The organism is Pseudomonas sp. 22072 (assembly GCF_052046095.1).
In the GTDB taxonomy this organism is placed as follows: Bacteria; Pseudomonadota; Gammaproteobacteria; order Pseudomonadales; family Pseudomonadaceae; genus Aquipseudomonas; species Aquipseudomonas paracarnis.
Genome location: NZ_JBQEQE010000006.1, coordinates 15,890 through 38,451 on the forward strand (window position 1 = coordinate 15,890; position 22,562 = coordinate 38,451).

General features: G+C 60.5%; 18 protein-coding genes. 6 read left to right on the plus strand and 12 right to left on the minus strand.

From position 1 onward, the window contains the following. Window positions 1-13: 13 nt before the first annotated feature. Both tsaE and ACTJLA_RS08050 read right to left on the minus strand, forming a co-directional pair. Window positions 14-484 carry a tRNA (adenosine(37)-N6)-threonylcarbamoyltransferase complex ATPase subunit type 1 TsaE gene (tsaE, locus tag ACTJLA_RS08045; RefSeq protein ID WP_014716665.1) on the minus strand — a complete coding sequence of 157 codons (471 nt, stop codon included), beginning with the start codon at window positions 482-484 and terminating at the stop codon, window positions 14-16. Then, window positions 472-1,332: an NAD(P)H-hydrate dehydratase gene (locus tag ACTJLA_RS08050; protein ID WP_314545959.1), complete on the minus strand. Its 861-nt coding sequence runs from the start codon at window positions 1,330-1,332 to the stop codon at window positions 472-474. Before ACTJLA_RS08050 ends, tsaE begins: the two co-directional genes overlap by 13 nt. Window positions 1,333-1,395: 63 nt before the next feature. Here ACTJLA_RS08050 and queG point away from each other — a divergent pair, with 63 nt between their 5' ends. Beyond that, the gene (gene queG, locus ACTJLA_RS08055; RefSeq protein ID WP_198790502.1) at window positions 1,396-2,460 is read left to right on the plus strand and encodes a tRNA epoxyqueuosine(34) reductase QueG; all 1,065 of its coding nucleotides are present in this window, start codon (window positions 1,396-1,398) and stop codon (window positions 2,458-2,460) included. Here queG and ACTJLA_RS08060 read toward each other — a convergent pair. Beyond that, window positions 2,457-3,074 carry a trimeric intracellular cation channel family protein gene (locus ACTJLA_RS08060; protein ID WP_169913170.1) on the minus strand — a complete coding sequence of 206 codons (618 nt, stop codon included), beginning with the start codon at window positions 3,072-3,074 and terminating at the stop codon, window positions 2,457-2,459. The genes queG and ACTJLA_RS08060 overlap by 4 nt on opposite strands. 163 nt (window positions 3,075-3,237) lie before the next feature. Continuing rightward, entirely contained in the window at window positions 3,238-3,780 is a 543-nt protein-coding gene (gene orn / locus ACTJLA_RS08065) for an oligoribonuclease (protein ID WP_003171343.1), read from the minus strand. Window positions 3,781-3,888: 108 nt separating this feature from the next. Between orn and rsgA the strand changes: the two genes are divergently transcribed. Continuing rightward, window positions 3,889-4,920 (plus strand): small ribosomal subunit biogenesis GTPase RsgA, encoded by a 1,032-nt coding sequence (gene rsgA, locus ACTJLA_RS08070; RefSeq protein ID WP_003188044.1) that lies wholly within the window; start codon window positions 3,889-3,891, stop codon window positions 4,918-4,920. Between the two features lie 360 nt (window positions 4,921-5,280). Here rsgA and motB read toward each other — a convergent pair whose 3' ends face one another. Together motB and motA are read right to left on the minus strand one after the other, a co-directional pair. Further along, complete coding sequence (gene motB / locus ACTJLA_RS08075; RefSeq protein WP_314545955.1) at window positions 5,281-6,300, minus strand: flagellar motor protein MotB; 1,020 nt, start codon at window positions 6,298-6,300, stop codon at window positions 5,281-5,283. A 3-nt stretch (window positions 6,301-6,303) separates the two neighbouring features. Beyond that, complete coding sequence (gene motA, locus ACTJLA_RS08080; protein ID WP_003188041.1) at window positions 6,304-7,155, minus strand: flagellar motor stator protein MotA; 852 nt, start codon at window positions 7,153-7,155, stop codon at window positions 6,304-6,306. 166 nt (window positions 7,156-7,321) lie between these two features. Here motA and ACTJLA_RS08085 point away from each other — a divergent pair, with 166 nt between their 5' ends. Genes ACTJLA_RS08085 through asd form a run of 3 tightly spaced genes read left to right on the plus strand, consistent with a single transcriptional unit; the run spans window position 7,322 to window position 10,606 of the window. Further along, window positions 7,322-8,857: an HDOD domain-containing protein gene (locus ACTJLA_RS08085; protein WP_314545953.1), complete on the plus strand. Its 1,536-nt coding sequence runs from the start codon at window positions 7,322-7,324 to the stop codon at window positions 8,855-8,857. A 57-nt stretch (window positions 8,858-8,914) separates the two neighbouring features. Further along, entirely contained in the window at window positions 8,915-9,730 is an 816-nt protein-coding gene (locus ACTJLA_RS08090; protein WP_034125642.1) for a rhodanese-like domain-containing protein, read from the plus strand. Window positions 9,731-9,745: 15 nt separating this feature from the next. Further along, a complete protein-coding gene (gene asd, locus ACTJLA_RS08095) occupies window positions 9,746-10,606 on the plus strand; it encodes an archaetidylserine decarboxylase (protein WP_060764581.1) in 861 nt (286 codons plus the stop codon). A 134-nt stretch (window positions 10,607-10,740) separates the two neighbouring features. Here the strand turns inward: asd and serB are convergent, their stop codons facing one another. Then, entirely contained in the window at window positions 10,741-11,955 is a 1,215-nt protein-coding gene (serB, locus tag ACTJLA_RS08100) for a phosphoserine phosphatase SerB (protein ID WP_003188034.1), read from the minus strand. A gap of 133 nt (window positions 11,956-12,088) precedes the next feature. Here serB and ACTJLA_RS08105 point away from each other — a divergent pair, with 133 nt between their 5' ends. Further along, a complete protein-coding gene (locus ACTJLA_RS08105) occupies window positions 12,089-13,636 on the plus strand; it encodes a HAMP domain-containing protein (RefSeq protein WP_054896258.1) in 1,548 nt (515 codons plus the stop codon). Window positions 13,637-13,689: 53 nt separating this feature from the next. Here the strand turns inward: ACTJLA_RS08105 and ACTJLA_RS08110 are convergent, their stop codons facing one another. The 5 genes from ACTJLA_RS08110 to parE form a co-directional block, all read right to left on the minus strand. Further along, window positions 13,690-16,260: a hypothetical protein gene (locus ACTJLA_RS08110; protein WP_314545945.1), complete on the minus strand. Its 2,571-nt coding sequence runs from the start codon at window positions 16,258-16,260 to the stop codon at window positions 13,690-13,692. Between the two features lie 163 nt (window positions 16,261-16,423). Beyond that, window positions 16,424-17,137, minus strand: coding sequence for a PqiC family protein (locus ACTJLA_RS08115; protein ID WP_032873461.1), 714 nt, complete (start codon window positions 17,135-17,137; stop codon window positions 16,424-16,426). 173 nt (window positions 17,138-17,310) lie between these two features. Further along, window positions 17,311-19,575 carry a DNA topoisomerase IV subunit A gene (gene parC / locus ACTJLA_RS08120; protein WP_034125639.1) on the minus strand — a complete coding sequence of 755 codons (2,265 nt, stop codon included), beginning with the start codon at window positions 19,573-19,575 and terminating at the stop codon, window positions 17,311-17,313. Between the two features lie 70 nt (window positions 19,576-19,645). Next, window positions 19,646-20,641 carry an esterase-like activity of phytase family protein gene (locus tag ACTJLA_RS08125; protein ID WP_314545938.1) on the minus strand — a complete coding sequence of 332 codons (996 nt, stop codon included), beginning with the start codon at window positions 20,639-20,641 and terminating at the stop codon, window positions 19,646-19,648. Beyond that, on the minus strand, window positions 20,641-22,545 hold the full coding sequence (gene parE / locus ACTJLA_RS08130; protein ID WP_003188026.1) for a DNA topoisomerase IV subunit B: 1,905 nt from the start codon (window positions 22,543-22,545) through the stop codon (window positions 20,641-20,643). The genes ACTJLA_RS08125 and parE overlap by 1 nt, the downstream gene beginning before the upstream one ends. Window positions 22,546-22,562: the final 17 nt, after the last annotated feature.

Sequence of the window (22,562 nt, forward strand, 5' to 3'; positions counted from 1 at the left end):
CTAACCCCACCAATTATTTGAATTCCAATGCCAGAGCAGCACACCACGACTCAGCGCGTGGGCTCTGGGGCAACAACTTCAGCTGACGTCCGTGCTCATGCGGCGTAATGGTAATGGTCAGGTCCGGCTTTGGCAAAAAGCCTGTGCCTTTATTTGGCCACTCGATCAGGCACAGCGCATCATCGTCGAAGTAATCACGGATGCCCATGAACTCCAACTCTTCAGGATCGACCAGGCGATAGAGGTCGAAGTGGAAAGCACGCACGTCGCCGATTTCGTAGGGCTCGACCAACGTGAAGGTCGGGCTTTTTACCGCGCCGGTATGGCCCAGGCCGCGAATAATCCCCCGGGACAGTGTGGTTTTGCCTGCGCCCAGATCACCCTCGAGAAAGATCAACCCGGCCCCTTGCGTGACCTGCGAAATACGCTGGCCCAACGCGACCATGGCCTCTTCATCTGCCAGGAAAAGAATTACTTCAGGCACGGCGACTGCTCCTCCAGCAATTGACGAATGGCGGGGATCAGGTCGCTGGCAGCCAAGCCGCGACCAAAACTACCCTGGCGGTCTCCGGCGGTCGCGTGCAACCACACGGCCAGGCAGCTCGCTTCGTACGCGGGCATACCCTGAGCCAATAGTGCCCCGACCAGGCCGGCCAAGACATCACCGAGCCCCGCCGCCGCCATTGCCGGGTGGCCTTGATCACAACGGGCAAACCGTCCATCCGGGCTGGCAATCAAACTGCCAGCACCCTTGAGGATAGCCACTGCATTGAATTTGTGGCTCAACGCGCGCGCCACCTTAAGGCGATCTGCCTGAACCTCGGCTGTCGATAGCCCCAACAAACGCGCAGCTTCGCCCGGATGAGGGGTAATCACACAGTTGGCCGGCAGCTCGACGCTGCCAGTGGCCAGTTGATTGAGCGCGTCGGCATCCCACACCTGCGGCACGCTGGCATTGGCCGCGACCGACAACAGACTCTTGCCCCAGGCGGCATCGCCCATGCCTGGGCCAATGACGATCACCGAGGTTTTTTCCAGCAGGCCCATCAACTGGTTGGCCGAGCTTACGCCGACGGCCATGACCTCCGGCAGCCGAGCCAGAGCGGCCGGCACGTGTTCCGGCCGCGTCGCCAGCGAGACCATGCCGGCGCCGCTGCGCAAGGCACTTTCGCTGCTCAGCAACGCGGCGCCGCCAAAGCCAAGGTCACCACCGATGACCAGCAGGTGGCCGAACTGGCCCTTATGGGCGTCCGGGGAACGCGCAGCCAGTTGCGGCAAATGGCCGGGCAACAACAGCTGCACGTCGGTAATTGGGTGTTTTGTCTGAGGCATGCGTCTTCAAGCTCCGATGTCTGGCAGAATTATACGCATCTAACCTGTGGTTTCCCGTGTCTCATGCCTGCTATTACCTCCGATCTGCCCGCTCTCGCCCAATCGATCAAAGACTGGGGTTGCGAGCTGGGCTTTCAACAAGTGGGCATCAGCGGCCTCGACCTGGCTGAGCATGAACAGCACCTTCAACGCTGGCTCGACGCGGGTTACCACGGCGAGATGGAGTACATGGGCGCCCACGGCAGCAAACGCTCCCACCCGGACGAGCTGGTGCCCGGTACCTTGCGCGTGGTGTCACTGCGCATGGACTACCTGCCCGGCGACACCCAGATGGCGCAACTGCTCGGCCAGCCGGAAAAAGCCTACATCTCGCGCTACGCCCTGGGCCGCGATTACCACAAGCTGATCCGCAAGCGCGTGCAGCAACTGGCCGACCGCATCCAGGCGCAGATCGGGCCGTTCGGCTTTCGCGCCTTCGTCGACAGCGCGCCCGTGCTGGAAAAAGCCATCGCCGAACAAGCCGGTCTGGGCTGGATCGGTAAAAACACCTTGGTACTCAACCGCAAGGCCGGCAGTTATTTCTTCCTGAGCGAACTGTTTGTCGATTTACCGTTGCCGGTAGACCCACCCCACGCCACCGAGCACTGTGGCCGCTGCACGGCGTGCCTGGACATCTGCCCCACCAACGCCTTCGTCGGCCCTTACGTGCTGGACGCGCGACGCTGCATTTCGTACCTGACCATCGAACTCAAGAGCGCTATCCCCGAGGACCTGCGCCCACTGATTGGTAACCGGGTATTTGGCTGCGATGACTGTCAGATCGTTTGCCCGTGGAATCGTTTCGCTCGACCTACCGCCGAAAGCGATTTCAAGCCACGGCACAATCTGGATAACGCTGAACTGGCCGAATTGTTTATGTGGGACGAGGATAAATTCCTCAGCAGCACCGAGGGCTCACCCCTGCGCCGTGCCGGTTATGAGCGCTGGTTACGCAACCTGGCGGTGGGCCTGGGCAATGCGCCCTCCAGCATTCCAGTGCTGGAAGCCTTGAAGGCGCGGCGGGACTACCCGTCGGAGTTGGTACGCGAACACGTGGAATGGGCGCTGGAGCAACACGCTGCGCGCTAGTGCACATCGTCGTTGTAGACGAACTTGGGCATTTCCCAGTGAAAACGGATCGCCAGCAGGCGCAACAGGAAACCACTGAACAGCGTCAGCAGAATCGCTTGCTCGCTGGGCAGCTCCAGGTACAGGCACAGCAGGTAGAACCACGCTGCCAGGAAAGACACGCTGGCATACAACTCGCGGCGGAAGATCAGCGGGATGTCGTTACAGAAGATATCCCGCAGGATGCCGCCGAATACCCCGGTGATGACCCCGCTGACCGACGCCACCAACATACCGTGGCCCATTTCCAGGGCGGTCATGCAGCCGATCAGGGTGAACGCCACCAACCCCACTGCATCCAGCGCCAGGAACAGCGAGCGCAGGTGGCGCATCAAGGGCGCGATAAAGATCGTCACCAATGCTGCAACAGAGGTCAGCACCAAGTATTCCGGGTGTTTGACCCAGGTCAGCGGGTAGTGGCCGAGCAACACATCGCGCACCGAACCGCCGCCCAGGGCTGTCACGCAAGCGATCAGCACCACGCCAAACCAGTCCATGCCACGCCGACCCGCGGACAGGGCGCCAGTCATGGCTTCGGCGGTGATGGCGACGAGGTAGAGCATCAGCAACATGATTGCGATCCTGACAGAGAGGCCGGCAGTCTAATCATTTGCCGAGGGCACCAAAAGGGGGCGCTTGGCGATAAACCGCGTCGCCTGTATCGCAGGCAAGCCAGCTCCCACACTTTGAATTTGCGAATGCAGTCNCTGCGATAGCGCACTCACTGGCGCCGCAGAATCAAGCCTTGATGAAATGCTTGCGGTAATGCTGCAACTCGGCAATCGACTCACGAATATCGTCCAGCGCCAGGTGCGTGCTGCCTTTATGGAAGCTGTCTTTGACTTCCGGCGCCCAACGCGCAGCCAGTTCCTTCAAGGTCGACACGTCCAGGTTGCGGTAGTGGAAGTAACTTTCCAGCCCCTTCATGTGCGTATAAAGGAAGCGGCGATCCTGGCAGATGCTATTGCCGCAGATTGGCGACTTGCCCTTGGGCACCCATTTTTCCAGGAAGGCGATAGTTTCGGCCTCGGCTTCGGCCATGCTGATGCGGCTGTCGCGCACGCGCTGGGTCAGCCCGGAGTTACCGTGGGTGCGGGTGTTCCACTCGTCCATGGTGGCGAGTACGGCGTCGCTGTGGTGGATGGCGATCACCGGGCCTTCGGCCAAGGTGTTGAGGTTGCTGTCGGTGACAATGGTCGCCATCTCGATGATGACGTCGGTGTCGGGGTTCAGACCGGTCATTTCCAGATCGATCCAAATCAGGTTCTGTGGGTTTTGCATGGCTTGATTCTCTTGGCACCTTGGCGTAGCCGGGCAGTTTAGCAGGCGGGGGCGTGCTAGACTCGCGGCCGTTTTACCCAACTTTTGCATTATCGACACGGAACACCAATGGCCAAACGCCAGCTCAACCGTCGCCAAAACTGGCGCATCGAAAAGATTCAAGGTGAACGCGCCGCCCGCGCCGCCAAACGTGAATCCTCAGCCGTGGAAGCGCTCGAGGGCGGCGACCTGGGCCCCGAACAAACGGGCCTGGTGATCGCGCACTTTGGTGTGCAGGTCGAAGTCGAGGCGCTCGAAGGCGAACTCGCAGGCCAGGTGTTCCGTTGCCACCTGCGCGCCAACCTGCCCGCGCTGGTCACCGGCGACAAGGTGGTGTGGCGTGCCGGCAACCAGGGCATCGGCGTCATCGTCGCCCAGTTGCCGCGCAGCACCGAACTGCGCCGCCCCGACAGCCGTGGGCAGCTCAAGCCGGTGGCGGCCAACGTCGACATGATCGTGATCGTGTTCGCGCCACTGCCCGAGCCCCATGCCAACCTGATCGACCGTTACCTGGTCGCGGCTGAGCATGCTGGCATCCGCCCGTTGCTGCTGCTGAACAAATTCGACCTGATCGACGAGCAGAACGCCCCGGCGCTCAACGCATTGCTGGCGGTCTACCGCACCCTGGGCTACCCGGTGCTGGAAGTGTCGGCTCACCACGGCAACGGCATGGAACAGCTGCAACAGCAGTTGGACGGGCGGATCAGCGTGTTCGTCGGCCAGTCTGGCGTGGGCAAGTCGTCGCTGGTCAACAGCCTGTTGCCGGAAGTCGAAACCCGCGTGGGCCCGCTGTCGGAGCTGTCCGGCCAGGGCACCCACACCACCACCACCGCACGGCTGTTCCACTTCCCGGGCGGCGGCGAGTTGATCGACTCGCCGGGTATCCGTGAATTTGGCTTGGGCCACGTCAGCCGTAGCGATGTGGAAGCCGGCTTTATTGAGTTCAACGACCTGATCGGCACCTGCCGCTTCCGCGACTGCAAACACGACCGCGAGCCGGGCTGTGCGCTGCTCAAGGCACTGGAAGATGGGCGCGTGCAGCAGCAGCGGATGAACAGCTATCGGTCGATTATTGCGAGCTTGCCCGAGAGCAGCTACTAAGCAGCCCCCACCTCTGTAGGAGCGAGCTTGCTCGCGAAGACCTCAAGCGCAACGCGGGCATCCTGGATACACGCGTTATCGTTGACGTTTTTCGCGAGCAAGCTCGCTCCTACAATGCAGCATCGGTATCGGTGGCCGTTACCGCAGGAATGGATATGTACATCGGCAAATCGCCATCGCAGGCAAGCCAGCTCCCACATTTGGATTGAGGGCGTCAGGTAGATAGGCGCCGGCTGTCAGGCCGTCACGGGAGCAAGCTCCCTCGCCACAGGCCCAGCGTCGCCCCAAAATTGTGTAGATATCTATGACAGCGCAGATACAACAAGGCCGCGATTATCGCGGCCTCGTTGTATCTGGAGCTTACGGCTTCGGCGCAGGCGCCGTAGGATCCTTGACGCCCCCATCATCAAACAGGTTCAGCTTCTGGCGCAGCTCATGGGCCGGCAGCGGTTCCTGCTCCGGCGGCAGCGCGTTCGGATCGGCCGGCACTTCGCCAGGTGCACCGTCGCCCTGGGTTGGTGCCGGTGGTGGCGGCTGATCGCCTTCAATCGCGCGTTGGGCTTTTTTAGTCAGCACCACGATGTCGATACGGCGGTTGACCGGGTTGAACGGGTCTTTGGGATCAAACAGTTGCGAGGAGGCAAAACCCACTACCCGCGCCACTTGCGGGTCCGGGTAGCTGCCGGCCACCAGCGCACGCCGGGCAGCATTGGCGCGGTTGGCCGAGAGTTCCCAGTTGCCGAAATCACCCTGGCCCGCGTAGGGCTTGGCGTCGGTATGCCCGCTGATGCTGATCTTGTTCGGCACCGCCTTGATGGTGTCAGCCATGGCCAGCAGGATGTCTTCAAAGTACGGCTTCAACCGCGCACTGCCAGAGTCGAACATCGGCCGGTTGGCCGCATCGGTAATCTGGATGCGCAGCCCCTCGGGGGTGATCTCGAAGGAAATCTGGTCCTTGAACTTCAGCAACTGTGGGTTTTCTTCAACCTTGTTCTGCAATTCCTGCAGCAACAGTTCCAGTCGCTCCTGTTCGACCTGCTCGGCCATGGATTCGACAGTGTCGCGCTCAATCGGGATTTTTTCCTGAGGCGATTCAGTTTGCACTTCCGGGTTGATGGTGCGCTCGGGCGCCAGTTCCGGCGAGCCGCCCAGGTCAATGACAAACGGCGTACCGCTTTCCGAAAAGCCAATCGGGTCCTTGAAGTAGCCGGCGATGGCGATTTTCTGTTCTGGCGTAGCGGTGGACATCAGCCACAACACCAGGAAGAACGCCATCATCGCCGTGGCAAAGTCGGCGAAGGCGATTTTCCAGGCACCGCCATGGTGCCCCGCAGCGAAGCGCTTGACGCGCTTGATGATGATCGGCTGGTTGTTTTCCATGGCTTAGCGACCGCGAACCGCTTGTTCCAGCTCGGAGAAACTTGGGCGGTGTTTCGGGTACAACACCTTGCGCCCGAACTCCACGGCCAACGACGGCGGCATGCCCGACGCCGATGCTACCAGGCACGCCTTGATCGCTTCGTAGAGGTTGATCTCTTCCTTGGCATCGTGGGCCAGGGAGGTGGCGAGCGGGCCGAAGAAACCATAGGCGGCGAGAATACCGAAGAAGGTGCCCACCAGCGCCGCACCTACGTGCATGCCGATGGCCGCCTGATCGCCCTCGCCCAGGGACGCCATGGTCACCACGATCCCCAGTACCGCCGCGACAATACCAAAACCGGGCATGCCGTCGGCAATGCCGGTCACGGCGTGGGAAGGATGCTCCAGCTCTTCCTTGAGGCTGAACAACTCCATGTCGAACAGGCCTTCCAGCTCGTGAGGCGCCATGTTGCCGGAGGACATGATGCGCAGGTAATCACAGATATACGCGGTCATGCGCTCGTCTTTGAGCACGGCCGGGTACTTGGCAAAAATCGGGCTGGCCGCGGCGTCTTCGATATCGCCTTCGATCGCCATCATGCCTTCGCGGCGGCTTTTGTTGAGGATCTCGTAAATCAGCCCCAGCACTTCCAGATAAAACGTGTGGGAGAAGCGCGAGCTGAACATGCCCAGGGACTTCTTGACCACGTGCATGGTCATATAGCCTGGGTTGGCCTGCAAAAATGCGCCGAACGCGGCACCGCCGATAATCAGCACTTCGAAAGGCTGGATCAGTGCGGCGATTTTACCGTGGGAGAGGACGTACCCTCCGAGCACACTTGCGATGACGACAATGATGCCGATAATTTTAGCCATAGGAGAGGGGTACTTGCGCCGTCGGGTTCATGGACATATGGGGTGCAGCAGAAAACTCTTGTTCTACTTATCGGCAAAACTGCGCCAGACTATAGCCCGTTAAGGCGAAAAGCCAATTCGGCCCGTTCCGGGCGTGTTGAACGCAAGTGATGATCGCGCCCCAATCATGGCAATTGAAACGACAGTCCCAACAAACCGCCCCACTACCCTCGCCGCTTGGATCAAGTGCCTGGACGACGTGCTGCTGCCCGTGCCCCAGGCCAGCCATGAACGTGTGTGTAAAGCCATTCGCGATAGCCGCAGTTCATTGCGAGAAATTGCTGAGCTGATGCAAAACAGTCCGGCCCTTGTGCTGAGCGTGATGCGCGAAGCCAACAGCCACGCCCACGGCAGCCTGACCGAACCTGCAGAAAACCTTGAAGTCGCACTTAACCGTCTTGGCCTCAAACGTGCCGAAGAGTTGTTGGCGCGCCTGCCTTCGGTACCCGCCCGGGAAATCCCCGTGGCCTTGCGTCAACTGCTGCTGATCAGTCAGCACGCATCCCAGCAAGCCAACGGTTTGTTCGGCAGTCGCCTGGCGCGGCTGTGGCAGGACATCCACTGGGGCAGCCTGCTGTTTCTGTCGCCGCTGTGGCCGATGGCCGTCGCCTACCCCAAGCTCCTGGAGGAGTGGGAGTTGCGGGTGATCCATAAAGGCCAATCGGCGCGCCAGGTCGAGCAACAGCTGTTCGGCGTGCGTTTGCTTGACCTGTGCCTGGGCCTGACCGAAGCCTGGCACCTGCCGATCTGGGTTTCACAGGGCTACAAGTTGCTGTTGGCCGAGCAACGCCTGCTGGTCAAGGCGCTGCACATTGCCCGTCAAGACGATGCCCTGCGCCACCAGCAATTGCTCGATGCCGAGCCCAACCTGCGACGCTGGCTGAACCAGCCGGCCAACACCGTGTTGCTGGCCAACGGCCTGGCGATGTCGGCCCAGGAATCCTGGACCTGCCCGCACACTGAGCGCTGGCAATACCTGACGGCGCTGTACCTGCAAACGCCGTTAAGCGATGTGCAACAGCAAGCCCACCAACAAGCGGTGACCAGTGCTCGTACCACCTTGATGCCCGACCTCTGGCACCCGGCGCTGTCGCTGATCTGGCCGTGGCACGTACAGAAAGTCCATCGCGGCTTGCTGCCTGCACCACCGCCCACTGCCGAAGCCTTGGCCGTGTGGCGCACGCGTTGCACCGAGTTGCTGGTGGAGCCGAGCCGCTTTGCCAACGCCATGCACCTGACCACTTGCGCCAAGGAAGCCCTGGTGGCAAGTGGCATGCAGCGGGTACTGATATTCATGGCAGATCGCGCCTTGAGCACCTTGCGTGTACACCAGGCCGACGGCCTGCCCAAGGACGCGGCTCACCTGAGCCTGGATGTGGTCAATAGCACACTGCTGCAACGCCTGCTGGAAAAGTCCGCCCAGGTACGCCTGAACCCCGACAACCATGCGCAGTTTTCCGCATTGCTGCCACCGATCCTGCGTCGTCTGTTTATTGGCGAGCATCTGCTGCTGCGCTCACTAAGCTGCAACGGCCGTGTGGTCATGCTGATCGTGGCGGACCAGGGCGGCGGGCCGTTCTCGGAAACCACCGTGCAGGCGTTCGGCAAAACCGCCCAATGCATCGAGAAAGCCCTGCACAGCTTTACCAACCGCAGCGCCTGATGCTTGCGCTACAATCACCGGCCTTTATCGCCAACATTTGTGCCCAGGAGACCTCACATGCCTGACTTCTCTGGCTTGCCGCTGGTGATCGAATCCGCCGACCTGTTGGGTCGCCTCGATTCCAAGCACTTGATACTGGTAGACCTCACCAGTATCGCCCGCTACGCCGAAGGGCATATCCCCGGCGCGCATTTCGTTGACCCCAAGCGCACCCAACTGGGACAGCCACCGGCACCCGGCCTGCTACCAAGCAAGGCCGACCTGGAAAAACTGTTCGGCGAACTGGGCCACACCCCGGACGCCACCTATGTGGTCTACGACGACGAAGGCGGCGGTTGGGCCGGGCGTTTTATCTGGATGCTCGACGTGATCGGCCACCAGAAATATCACTACCTCGACGGTGGCCTGCTGGCTTGGCTGGAGGAAGGGCACCCGCTTTCCACCGATGTGCCCCCAGCAGCCGGCGGCCCGGTCAGCCTTACGCTGCACGACGGCCCCACAGCCACCCGCGAATACCTGCAAAGCCGCCTCGGCGCGGCCGACCTGGGGATCTGGGACGCTCGTGGCCCGCTGGAGTATTCCGGCGAGAAAGTGCTCGCAGCCAAGGGCGGCCACATTCCCGGCGCGGTGAACTTCGAATGGACCGCCGGCATGGACAAGGCGCGCAGCCTGCGTATCCGCCGTGACATGCCGCAAATCCTCGAAGACCTCGGGCTGACCAAAGACAAAGAAATCATCACCCACTGCCAGACTCACCACCGCTCTGGCTTCACCTACCTGGTGGCCAAGGCGCTCGGTTATCCGCGAGTCAAAGGTTATGCCGGTTCCTGGGGCGAATGGGGCAACCACCCCGACACCCCCGTTGAGATTTAAGGTTTAAGGACAGTTATGAAAAAGCAGTTGTTTATCCTCAGCCAGTACTTGCTGCCGCACCACTTGCTGTCGCGCCTGGCCGGCAGTATCGCCGAGTGCCGCGTGCGCTGGTTCAAGAACGCATTCACTGCCTGGTTCGCCAAGCGCTACCAGGTGGACATGTCCCAGGCCCTGGTGGAAGACCTGACCGCCTACGAGCACTTCAACGCCTTCTTCACCCGCGCGCTGAAAGACGGCGCCCGTCCGTTGGATCCAACCCCAGGCGCAGTGCTGAGCCCTGCCGATGGCGCGGTTAGCCAGCTAGGCCCGATCGAACATGGTCGTATCTTCCAGGCCAAGGGCCACAGCTTCAGCGTGCTGGAACTGCTCGGTGGCGATGCGGCAATGGCTGCGCCGTTCATGGGCGGCGACTTCGCGACTATTTACCTGTCGCCCAAGGACTACCACCGGGTACATATGCCACTGGCCGGTACCCTGCGCGAGATGGTGTATGTGCCAGGGCGGATTTTCTCGGTCAACCAGACCACCGCCGAAAACGTGCCGGAACTGTTTGCCCGTAACGAGCGCGTTGTCTGCTTGTTCGACACCGAACGCGGCCCGATGGCCGTGGTGTTGGTAGGTGCGATGATCGTTGCGTCGATTGAAACCGTGTGGGCCGGTTTGGTAACGCCGCCGAAACGCGAGCTGAAAACCTTCCGCTACGACGAAGCGGCCCGCGCGCCGATTCATCTGGAGAAAGGTGCGGAGCTGGGTCGCTTCAAACTGGGATCGACCGCCATCGTGTTGTTCGGGCCGGACCAGGTGAAGTGGGCTGAAGAACTGGCAGCGGGTACGCCGGTGCAGATGGGCCAGGGTATCGCCGCTGCTAAAGCCTGATATTGCAGTTGATCGTTCCCACGCTCCGCGTGGGAATGCAGCCCGAGGCGCTCTGCGCCCAAAGCGTGACGCAGAGCGTCACTGGAGGCGCTCCCACGCGGAGCGTGGGAACGATCAGTGACAGTGAGATCGGCTTATAGCTGACCGTCGCGGTCACGCAAGCCCAGCAGATACAACACGCCATCCAACCCCAAGGTCGAAATCGCCTGCTTGGCTGACTGCTTGACCAACGGTTTGGCGCGAAAGGCCACGCCCAACCCGGCAATCGCCAGCATCGGCAAGTCATTGGCGCCGTCGCCGACCGCAATGGTCTGCTCCAGGCGCAAGCCTTCCTTATGGGCCAATTCCTTGAGCAGGTCGGCCTTGCGCTGGGCGTCGACAATCGGCTCCACCGCGACGCCAGTCACTTTGCCATCCACCACTTCCAGCTCGTTGGCGAATACATAGTCAATGCCCAGCTTGGCCTGCAACTGCTTGGCAAAGTAAGTGAAGCCGCCGGACAGGATGGCGGTCTTGTAGCCCAGGCGCTTGAGTTCGGCGAACAGGGTTTCGGCGCCTTCAGTCAGGCGCAGCGACGCGCCGATCGAATCCAGCACGCCAACGTCCAAGCCTTTGAGCAGCGCCAGACGCTCCTTGAAGCTGGCACGAAAATCCAGCTCGCCGGCCATCGCGCGCTCGGTAATCTCCGAGACTTGCTCGCCCACACCGGCCGCCTTGGCCAGCTCGTCGATGACTTCGGCTTCGATCAAGGTGGAGTCCATGTCGAACACCGCCAAGCGGCGGTTGCGACGGAACAGGGAGTCTTCCTGGAAGGCGATATCGACATTCAGTTCCTGGGCCACGCTCAGGAAATCAGCGCGTAGCGCTTGCGCATCAGCCGGTTCACCGCGCACGGAGAACTCGATGCAGCCCTTGCCTTTGTCAGCCGGAGTGTCCAAGGGCATGCGACCCGACAGACGGTCGATATGGTCGATATTCAATCCGTATTGCGCGGTGATCGAACTGACGCGCTGCAACTGCTCAGCCGTTACCTTGCGGGTCAACAGGGTGACGATATGGCGCTTTTTACCCTGGCCTTCGACCCAGTGCTGGTAGTCAGCTTCGGACACCGGGGTGAAACGTACCTGTTGATCGAGCTTATACGCCGTAAACAGGATGTCCTTGAGTACCGAGGAGGCCTGTTCGGTGCTGGGGATCTCCACCAGGATGCCGAACGACAAGGTGTCGTGGATCACCGCCTGGCCGATGTCGAGAATGTTCACACCACCCTGGGCCAGGACGCCGGTAATGGCTGCGGTGAGACCCGGCCGGTCTTCACCCGTGATGTTGATCAGGACAATTTCGCGCAAAGCGCACCCCCAGGCTGGAAAAAAACCGCATTCTACCCACTTTCAGTGACCATCGGGCACAGCCAGCGCTTTGCCGGCCATGGGCCTGTCGCTATACTGCGCGTCAACTTCACGGACCAAGAGCCGAGCGCAAGTGAACCGGCCCACGCCAGTAAAAACCGATAACTTCTTCCTGCTGATCTTCCGGGCACTGCGCCATCGCCGTGTACCGATTGCATTGCGCATCGCCAGCCATAACGTGATCCTGGTCGCTCTGGCCCTGGTGATCTACGCCTGCGTGATGGGTTTGCAGTTCAAGCAGGCCATGCACGAGCAAGCTGACGCCCTGGGCGCGAGCCTGACAACCCAGACTGCCACTTCGGCGACTGAGTTGCTGGTATCCAACGACATCCTCAGCCTCAACGTGTTGCTCAACAACCTGACCAAGAACCCGCTCGTGGCCCACGCCGCTATCTATAGCGTGGACAACCGGATCATGGCCGAGGCCGGGCAACGCCCGAAAAACGGTCTGCTCGGTGAGGCCGAAGGCCTGTATCAGAGTAATATTACGTTCCAGGACGTGAAGGCCGGCCAACTGCGTATCAGCCTTGATATGCAACAGTTCCAGCAGCCGATGACCATCAGCCTGCAAAGCATGGGCATTCTGAGCGCGATCCTACTGGCCTTGGCCCTGGCCTTGAGCCTGCGCCTGGGCCGGCATATCTCCACGCCGTTGATGCAACTGCGCATCTGGCTGCGGGATATCGACGAACACACCCCGGCCACTGATCGCCAGGACGAAATCGGCGACCTCGCGCGCCAGCTCCACGCCAGCTTTGCCCCGGAGCCAAAAGCGCCTGAAGTCGAGCCCGAGCCTGAGTACGACGACGCCGAGGACTACGCCGACGAGCCTGAGTTTGAAGTGCGCGACCTGCGCGACCCAGGCTTCGACGAAAGCGCCCCGGTGGCCGGCCTCAAGCCTGCGCCGCGCCATGTGATCAAGGCCGAGGAAGACGAACTGGACGACGAAGACCCGTTCGCCGACCTGCGCGACACCTCGGCAGCCGCCCCAGTCGCTGCGCCCAAACCCGTTGCGGTCAAGAACGCCGAGCCACAGCACAGTGCCGTACTCGCCGTGCAACTGGGCGCCCAGGAGCAACTGCGCCGCCTGCCCCGTGCCCGCCTGACCGAACTGCTCGAACGCTACCGCGACTGCCTCGACCAGGCCGCTTCGCTCTACCAGAGCGAACTGCACACCCTGAACGATGGCAGCACGCTGATGCTGTTCCACAGTGAAGACAGCGGCGAGGACTACCTGACCAATGCCATCTGCTGCGGCGAGCTGTTGCGCGCCCTGGGCCATGCCCTGCAGATCGAAGTGGCCGACAGCGGCATTACCCTGCAACTGCAGTTGGGTCTAACCGTGGGTGACGATCTGTTTGGCATTAGCCAGATCGACCTGCTACTCACCGAAATCGCCCAGGATGCCCTGGCCTTGTCCCAGCACAGCCGTAACCTGCTGTTGGTGGAGCGCAAGATCAGTGAGGACACGTTGATCCGCCAACGCGCACGTATCCGCCCGATTGCCAGCCCTGAAGGGGCCAGCTGTGTGGAGCGCTTGATGGAGCCGTATCCATCGATGCTGGAGCGGCAATTGGCGCGGATGCATGAGACCCGCAACAAGGGTCGACTCCAAGACTAATGCATTGATGATCACAAGCCCGCAGAGAACGAACACCTGCGGGCTTTCGAGTACTATTTGATTTTCTTGCTATCCACGACATTAATGGTTCGGCGTGGAATCCAGCCTGACCTGACCTGGTCCAAAAGCTGATACCCACTCATTTTAAAGTTGGACCCGACGGGTAGCGGCCTTTCTATCTGGACAGACCATTGTCCAAAACCATCGACAACCGCGTACCCAAGTGGAATTCCGGGCCTGTTCTCCTGATTCAACTCAACCACGGCCCCCACAACGCCAGTGCCTTTTACAAGAGGCTGGCGGCCAACGGTCTGGTTTTCGGCAGGGGTTTCGATAACCGGAGCATCGGGAACCTGCACTACCTGGAAGGTCCTATTCGCCAACCAGCGGGCGATTTTACCGTCAAGCTGCTGATAGCCCGTCATGACAAAGGAGTTTGTGACCGGCAGAGGCTGATCAACCTGCACCGACCAGCGTCCATAGCCATCGACAGTGGTGGTCGCCAAGGCGTTATACGGGTCACCCGATTTGAGCAACACGACGGTCGCGCCCGCAATACCACTACCTGACACAACTGGCCGACGTCCTGTTTTCACACCTTGTGCAGGGGTTTCGATAATCGCCAGATCGGGAGCATCGACAACCTGGATAGTTCTATTGGCCAACCAACCGGATCTTTTCCCCTCAATCGACTGATATCCAGTCATGGTAAAGGCTGGTGGGCTTATCGGCAGCGGATTATCAACCTGCGTGGCCCATCGCCCATAACCATCGACGGTAGTAGTGGCTAAAATATTTTCAGGTTTGTACGACTGCATCAACACAACAGTAGCACCTGCTACACCCGTACCTGTCACAAAAGGCCGGCGGCCCGTTCTGACGCTTTGGGCCGGCGTTTGGATAATCGCCGGATCAGGTACATTAACAACCTTGAGTGTCCTGTTCGCCAGCCAACCCGAACGTTTTCCATCAAGGGTTTGATAGCCGGTCATGGTAAAGGCGGGTGGACTTATCGGTAGAGGGCGCTCTATGCGCACTGACCAGCGGCCATAGCCATCGACCCTAGTAGTGGCCAGCGGATTGTAAGGATCGTTGGATTTAAGCAACATCACAGTAGCACCAGGAACACCGGTACCTGACACTTGCGGCAGGCGGCCAACTTCGACATTTTGGGCGGGGGTCTCGATTATTGCCGCAGGCACGCTCAGTTCAGCCACCTTGAAGCTGCGATTGCCAGATAACACCGAGGTTCTTCCCCCAAAAGTTTGTCGGGCAGTATAAGAATAACTGCCAACATCATGCACTGACAGCGAGTACACCGACCAGTTGCCGTTGCCATCAGCAATGGCTGTGCCCACGACTTCCTCGGGCTTGGAAGCATTTACTATTTCAATACGTGCGCCAGGCCAGGCAGTGCCGGCAAATACTGGCTGTTTACCGGTGCTGGCCCCCTCGAGAGGGACCGCAATGACGGGAGCGGGGACCGTGGTTGTACAGTAAGGAAAACCCGCCCCATCAAGCGCGACCGCGACTATCGCCTCGTCCGGCCCGGCGCTGCACACAAGCACTTTAACCTTGCCGGAAGAGTCCTCAAATGTCTGCCCCGTAAGTAAGGTAGGATCGTTGGTTCTTGGCGTCTCTGGCGTGGCATCAATCTGCACATTCTGCACGCCTTGCTCCCTCGCATAACGCATCCACACGCCATTGACCCGGTTGTCATTCTCCGGAAAGTTATCAAAGACCGTAGGTTTCCTGTATTCGAGCGACAACAACGGGTAGTAGGCCCCACCGGGCGAATGGGTTTCAGGGATCTTGATCAGGTACAGCTGCGGGCCTTCGCGTCCCAACACCTTCAAACTGTAAAGGCCGGTGCGCGTGATAGTCGTCGCCTGGCCATCATCCAGCCAGCCGGCATAGCGGCGGCTGACCGCAGGATAAAGCGTGCCACCACCTGACACTGAGTCACCAGTGTCTCCATACTCAACGTAAGTGCAATCAACAGGCGCACTCACAGACGCGCCATTGCGGGGGCAGCCTATGAGGCTTCCCCCATGACGAAAGCCTAAATTATGACCAAGCTCGTGCTTGTAAACATGCGGTGAGCCTGCCTTGCCAAACACTCCAACATGCCTACCGGGGGTAAAGGCCAAGGCGCCACCGCCACAGTTAACGATGTTAATTTCATAGTCGAAATCATCGGGATTAAGGCCATTCTTTTCGGCAGTCTTGCGACCCTCCGCGATAGACGTGGACATAGAGCATCCCTCAGGCTTCGGTCCAGACGTCGCCTCCACTACCCGCCCCTCCAACTTCAGCTTTCCACCGGACGCAGCCAGAATATAAGAGCGTAATGAATTAGGATCAGTAGACAGCGTATGCAACTCCACCTGATCCCTGTCCAACACTCGCTCTCCCTGCCAATGGGTTACCGTGACCAGCATCCTCTTGGTGCCCGTCACAGGGCGGATTATCTGACTCAAGCTTGACAGTTCACCTTCGGCGGGCGGAAGTTCATCATTTTCAAGGCCGCCAAATTCACGATTAACTTCATGGCTACAGCCCATGAGAGCAACACTTAATGCACTACAAAAAAACCAAGCGAGGAAGATCGATATTTTTTTCATGAGTTCAGTACCTTAAGAGATAGGACTGAAATCACACTAGAGACCTTATGCGCAGCTGGATACTGTCAGAATTAACAGGTACGCAGAATTAGGCGCTGGCGTTTTACAGCAGGCATGAAAAAGCCCGCGGGCTTGGCGGGCTTTTTCAAAAATAAATTTCAGATCAGAACCTGAACACTTCCAGATCCGTACGAATCGGCGTGGCCATCGGCATCTTCGGCTTTTCCGGGGCCGCAGGCTTGGCCTGGGCGGGGGCCTGTTTACGCGGCTGCGCTTCGGCAATCGGCGGCTGGTTGGCCAGTGGTTTGAGCGCCACCGACAACTGCTGTGCCAAGTGCTGCAACAGCACACCCTGGGCCTGGACCTGGGACGCAGTGGTGCCGGCGTGTTCTTCCTGCAGGTGCACAATGCGGTTGTCCCGCACCTGCCCGCGACGGTCGATCAGGCGCCACTGTGCATCCAGGATCGCCGGTTGCGACTTGCCGGAATCCAGCCGCGTAATGGTCAGCAACACCTGTACATCCGGGGTGAACCCGGAGGGTCCCGGCGCCAGGACTACTCGCTGGCTGTCTAACTGGCCGGCGACCTGACGCAACATCAACTGGTTGATATCCGACGACAGGCTACCGGCCCAACGACCATCTGTGGAACCTTGCAGGCTGCCGTCGTTCTGACGTTGAAGCAGGGTTTCGCGTTGCAGGTAATCGGCAACGACTACCGGCCCCAGCAATACTGCCATGCCAGCGGTTTGGGCTGGCTGAGCCGGACTTCCGCTGTCCAGCTGGTACAGCGACACCGGTTGATGTGTGCTGCAACCCGCCAACCCCAAAAGGCCAGCGAGCATCAAAAATAGAGGAAGGCGTGGAGCAGTCATCATCCCATCCAAGTGGCTGCCACAAGGCGAACCACAATGTAATACTAAAAATAACCTGAACACGCTCGGCCACGCCGGCGCTGGAAAGGCCATATCATCCGTGAATATGCGCCATGACTCCAGCGCGAAAGCATCGATCTACGCGTTAAATCGTAGATCGAGGCCTCTAGTACCGCTTAAACCGGCGTTTCGACCAGCAAGGCATCCACTCGCTGGAAGCCTCGTGGCAGTTTGTTACCTCGCCGGCCACGCTCACCCTTGTAGTGTTCAAGGTCGTCAGGGCGCAATGACAACGTGCGCTTGCCGGCCTGGAGCACCAGGGTAGAGCCTTCCGGGACCACGGCGATGTCAGTCACATACTCCTCGCGACTGGCCACCCGGTCACCGGGAATCCCGATGATCTTGTTGCCTTTACCCTTGCCCAACTGCGGCAAGTCGCTGATCTTGAACACCAGCAAGCGCCCTTCGGTGGTCACCGACGCCAGCCAGTTGCTTTCACGATCCTCCACCGGCCTCGGCAGAATCACCTTGGCGTTGTTCGGTAGGCTCAACAGCGCCTTGCCCGCCTTGTTCTTGGCCTGCAGGTCTTCACCCTTGACCACGAAACCGTAACCGGCGTCGGAGGCGATGACATACAGCGAATCATCGTCCGGCAACAGCACGCACTCGAAATTCGCCCCCGGCGGCGGCGTGAGGCGCCCGGTCAACGGCTCGCCCTGCCCCCGTGCAGACGGCAGGGTGTGGGCCGGCACCGAATAACTGCGCCCGGTCGAGTCGATAAACACCGCGAACTGATTGGAACGCCCGGCGGCAGCGGTCTTGAAGCCATCACCGGCTTTGTACGAAAGGCCGGTTGCGTCAATATCATGCCCTTTGGCGGAGCGAACCCAACCCTTTTCCGACAGAACGACGGTAATTTTCTCGTTGGGCAACAGCTCGGTTTCGGTCAGGGCCTTGGCTTCAGCGCGCTCGACGATAGGCGAGCGACGGTCATCGCCATAGGTTTCCGCATCTTTGAGCAGCTCACTGCGCACCAGCTTCTTGAGCTTGGCTTCGCTGCCCAGCAGGGCTTGCAGCTTGGCTTGTTCCTTGAGCAGGGCATCCTGCTCATCGCGCAGTTTCATTTCTTCCAGGCGTGCCAACTGGCGCAAGCGGGTGTCGAGGATGTAGTCCGCCTGGATTTCGCTCAGCTCGAAACGCGCGATCAGCTCGGCCTTCGGATGCTCGGCGGTACGGATGATATGGATCACTTCATCCAGGTTGAGGTAGGCGATCAGCAAACCGTCCAACAGATGCAAGCGGCGCTCGACCTTGTCGAGGCGGAATTGCAGGCGGCGGCGCACGGTTTGTACGCGGAACTCCAGCCATTCCACCAGCAGATTGCGCAGGTTCTTCAACTGCGGCTTGCCGTCCAGGCCGATGATATTGACGTTGACCCGATAGCTGGACTCCAGGTCGGTGCTGGCAAACAAATGCTGCATCAACACTTCATGATCCACCCGGCTGTTGGTCGGGATGATCACGATACGGCACGGGTTCTCATGGTCGGACTCGTCACGCAGGTCGGCCACTTGTGGCAATTTCGACGGCTTGGCCTGCATCAACGCGGCGATCTGCTCCAGCACCTTGGCACCCGATACCTGGTGCGGCAGCGCGGTCACAATAATGTCGCCGTCCTCGATGTGGTACACCGCGCGCATACGCACCGAGCCCTTGCCCGTTTCGTACATCTTCAGCAGGTCCGCGCGCGGCGTGATGATTTCTGCTTCGGTCGGGTAATCCGGGCCCTGGATATGCTCGCAGAGCTGCTCGACCGTAGCTTTGGGCTCATCCAGCAAGCGCACGCAGGCAGTGGCGACTTCGCGCAGGTTGTGCGGCGGCACATCGGTGGCCATGCCGACCGCAATACCGGTGGTGCCGTTGAGCAGGATATTCGGCAAACGCGCCGGCAACACCAGGGGTTCGTCGAGGGTGCCGTCAAAGTTCGGCCCCCAGTCGGCAGTGCCCTGGCCCAGCTCGCTGAGCAGCACTTCGGAATAACGCGACAGCCGCGCCTCGGTGTAACGCATGGCGGCGAAGGATTTGGGGTCATCCGGTGCACCCCAGTTACCCTGGCCGTCCACCAGGGTATAGCGGTAGCTGAACGGCTGGGCCATCAGCACCATGGCTTCATAGCACGCCGAGTCGCCGTGGGGGTGGAATTTACCCAGCACGTCACCGACGGTACGCGCCGACTTCTTGTGCTTGGAATCGGCGTCCAGGCCCAACTCACTCATGGCGTAGATGATGCGCCGTTGCACGGGCTTCAGGCCGTCGCCGATATGCGGCAAGGCACGGTCCATGATCACGTACATGGAGTAGTTGAGGTAGGCATTTTCGGTGAATTCAGCCAGCGACCGGCGTTCTACGCCATCTAAGCTGTCTGCGAGGATGTCACTCATGCGGGCCTCATCATGGGGTAAGGCGCAGCGGAACTGCCGCTGCGCTGATTCAATTCAAAAAAATCTCGACTCATGGCTGGGCACTCCAGCCGCCATCCGGAGCGGCAAAACGATAGACCATCGGACGTTTTTCACCATCGGCACGCGGGCCGAAATTGTTGTCGATCCCAACCCAGGCACCGTCAGCATCCACCAACAGGGCCTCAGCCAGGCCATACGACTGTGGGTAACGTCGCTGTGGCGTCAGGGTGTCGTCGGCAAACGACCAGCACAGCTCAACCTTGGCCGTGAGCGGGTCGCGCCGGCAGATCTGGAACGCATTGCGCTCCAGGGTAAACAGCTTGCCGTTGAACAGCGACAAGTCGGCAAAGTCCTTGGACACGGCCTTGGCGTTGGGGAACTGCGCCGGTTGCACTTCCTGGCCGGCCTCGCTCAACAATACACAACGGCCATCACAATCCCATACGCTCTGCCCACGCTTGATCGAGACCAGGCCACGGCGTTCACGCTCGGCAGCCAGCCAGATCTGATTGCCTTCAGGGTTTACCGCCAAGCCTTCGAACAAGGCATTAAAGTGCAGCAACATGCCACTGGCCCTGGCTTCACGCACCATGCCCGGCGCGATTTTCAACCACTCCGGCGCGCCCGTGGCGGGCACCTGCAACACCGCGGCATGGGCTTCGCTGACAATGTAACGGTTGCCTGCGGCATCACAGCTGATGCCTTCAAAGTCCAGGTCACCACCACGTATGAACGAAGCGGCCTTGGTGCGCGAACGCAAGCCCCAAGGCAGGCCGGACTCGGGCACGGGCGGCACGTCGATCTTCAGCGCTTGCGCGCTCCACGTCGGCGCACGGGTATCCAGGCGGTAAATCTGGTCGTCATCGCGGTCCGAAACCGTCCACAGCTCGTTGCCACACAACGCCAGGCCCGACAGGTTCCCACCGCGCATGCCGTCAACCGGGTGTTCCGAGACCAGCTTGAGCTCTGCCACGCTGGCTGCGGCCACCTGGGTGACCGCCAGCCCGCTCAACATCAGGATCGCCAGGGCGAAGCCTGTGCGCATCAGCCCAGAACCTCGGCCAGGTTGCCTTTGGATTCAAGCCAGGTCTTGCGGTCGCCAGCGCGTTTCTTAGCCAGCAGCATGTCCATCATTTCCGAGGTAGCGGCGAAGTCTTCCAGGGTCAACTGCACCAGGCGCCGGGTGTTCGGGTCCATGGTGGTTTCGCGCAGTTGCGGCGGGTTCATCTCACCCAGGCCCTTGAATCGCGTGACCTGTGGCTTGCCGCGTTTCTTCTCGGCCACCAGGCGGTCGAGGATGCCATCGCGCTCGGCTTCGTCCAGAGCGTAGAAAATCTCCTTGCCCAGGTCGATGCGATACAGCGGCGGCATGGCGACGTAGACGTGACCGGCATCCACTAATGGGCGGAAGTGCTGCACAAACAACGCGCACAGCAAGGTAGCGATGTGCAGGCCGTCGGAGTCGGCGTCGGCGAGGATACAGATCTTGCCATAGCGCAGCTGGCTCATGTCCGCTGCACCCGGGTCGACCCCGATGGCCACGGCGATGTTGTGCACTTCCTGGCTGGCCAGCACTTCGCTGCCGTCGACTTCCCAGGTGTTGAGGATCTTGCCGCGCAGTGGCAGGATCGCCTGGAACTCCTTGTCCCGCGCTTGCTTGGCGGAACCGCCGGCGGAGTCACCTTCGACCAGGAACAGCTCGGAACGCATCGGGTCTTGCCCGGCGCAATCGGCCAGTTTGCCCGGCAGTGCCGGGCCCTGGGTGATGCGCTTGCGCTCGACCTTTTTGCTGGCCTTCAAGCGCCGGCCGGCGTTGTTGATCGCCAGCTCCGCCAGGGCCAGGCCCAGCTCGGGATGCTCGTTGAGCCACAGGCTGAAGGCGTCCTTGACCACGCCAGAGACAAACGCCGCTGCCTCGCGGGACGACAGGCGCTCCTTGGTCTGGCCGGAAAATTGCGGTTCCTGCATCTTCATCGACAGCACGAACGCGATGCGTTCCCACACGTCTTCCGGCGCCAGCTTGACGCCGCGCGGCAACAGGCTGCGATATTCGCAGAACTCACGCATGGCATCCAGCAAGCCTTGGCGCAAACCGTTGACGTGGGTGCCGCCCTGGGCCGTGGGGATCAGGTTGACGTAGCTTTCCTGCACGCTGTCGCCACCTTCGGGCAACCACAGCAGCGCCCAGTCCACCGCTTCTTTATTACCCGACAGGCTGCCGCAGAACGGCTCGTTGGGCAGGCGTTCGAAGTCGCTGACCGAGTCTTCCAGGTAGGAACGCAGGCCGTCTTCGTAGTGCCACTCGACCTTCTCGCCGGTGCCTTTGTCTTCAAAGCTGACCAGCAGCCCCGGGCACAACACAGCCTTGGCCTTGAGCACGTGCTTGAGGCGGCTGATGGAGAATTTGGGCGAATCGAAATACTTGGGGTCCGGCGCAAAGTACACGCTGGTGCCGGTGTTGCGCTTGCCAACGGTACCGATCACTTCCAGGTCGGTGGCTTTGTAGCCATCGGCGAAGGTCATCTGGTACTCGTTGCCGTCGCGCTTGACCTTGACCCGCACCAGGGTCGACAGCGCGTTGACCACGGAAATACCCACACCGTGCAAACCGCCGGAGAACTGGTAGTTCTTGTTGGAGAACTTGCCGCCGGCATGGAGCTTGGTAAGGATCAGCTCGACGCCCGGCACACCCTCTTCGGGGTGAATGTCCACCGGCATGCCACGACCATCGTCGGACACTTCCAGGGAATGGTCGGCGTGAAGGATGACTTGCACCGACTTGGCGTGCCCGGCCAAGGCTTCGTCGACGCTGTTGTCGATGACTTCCTGGGCAAGGTGGTTCGGCCGACTGGTGTCGGTATACATGCCGGGGCGTTTGCGCACCGGGTCGAGGCCCGAGAGGACTTCGATGGCGTCGGCGTTATAAGAGCTAGCGCTGGGAGTGGCCATGGGGTCTCGTCGTGAGT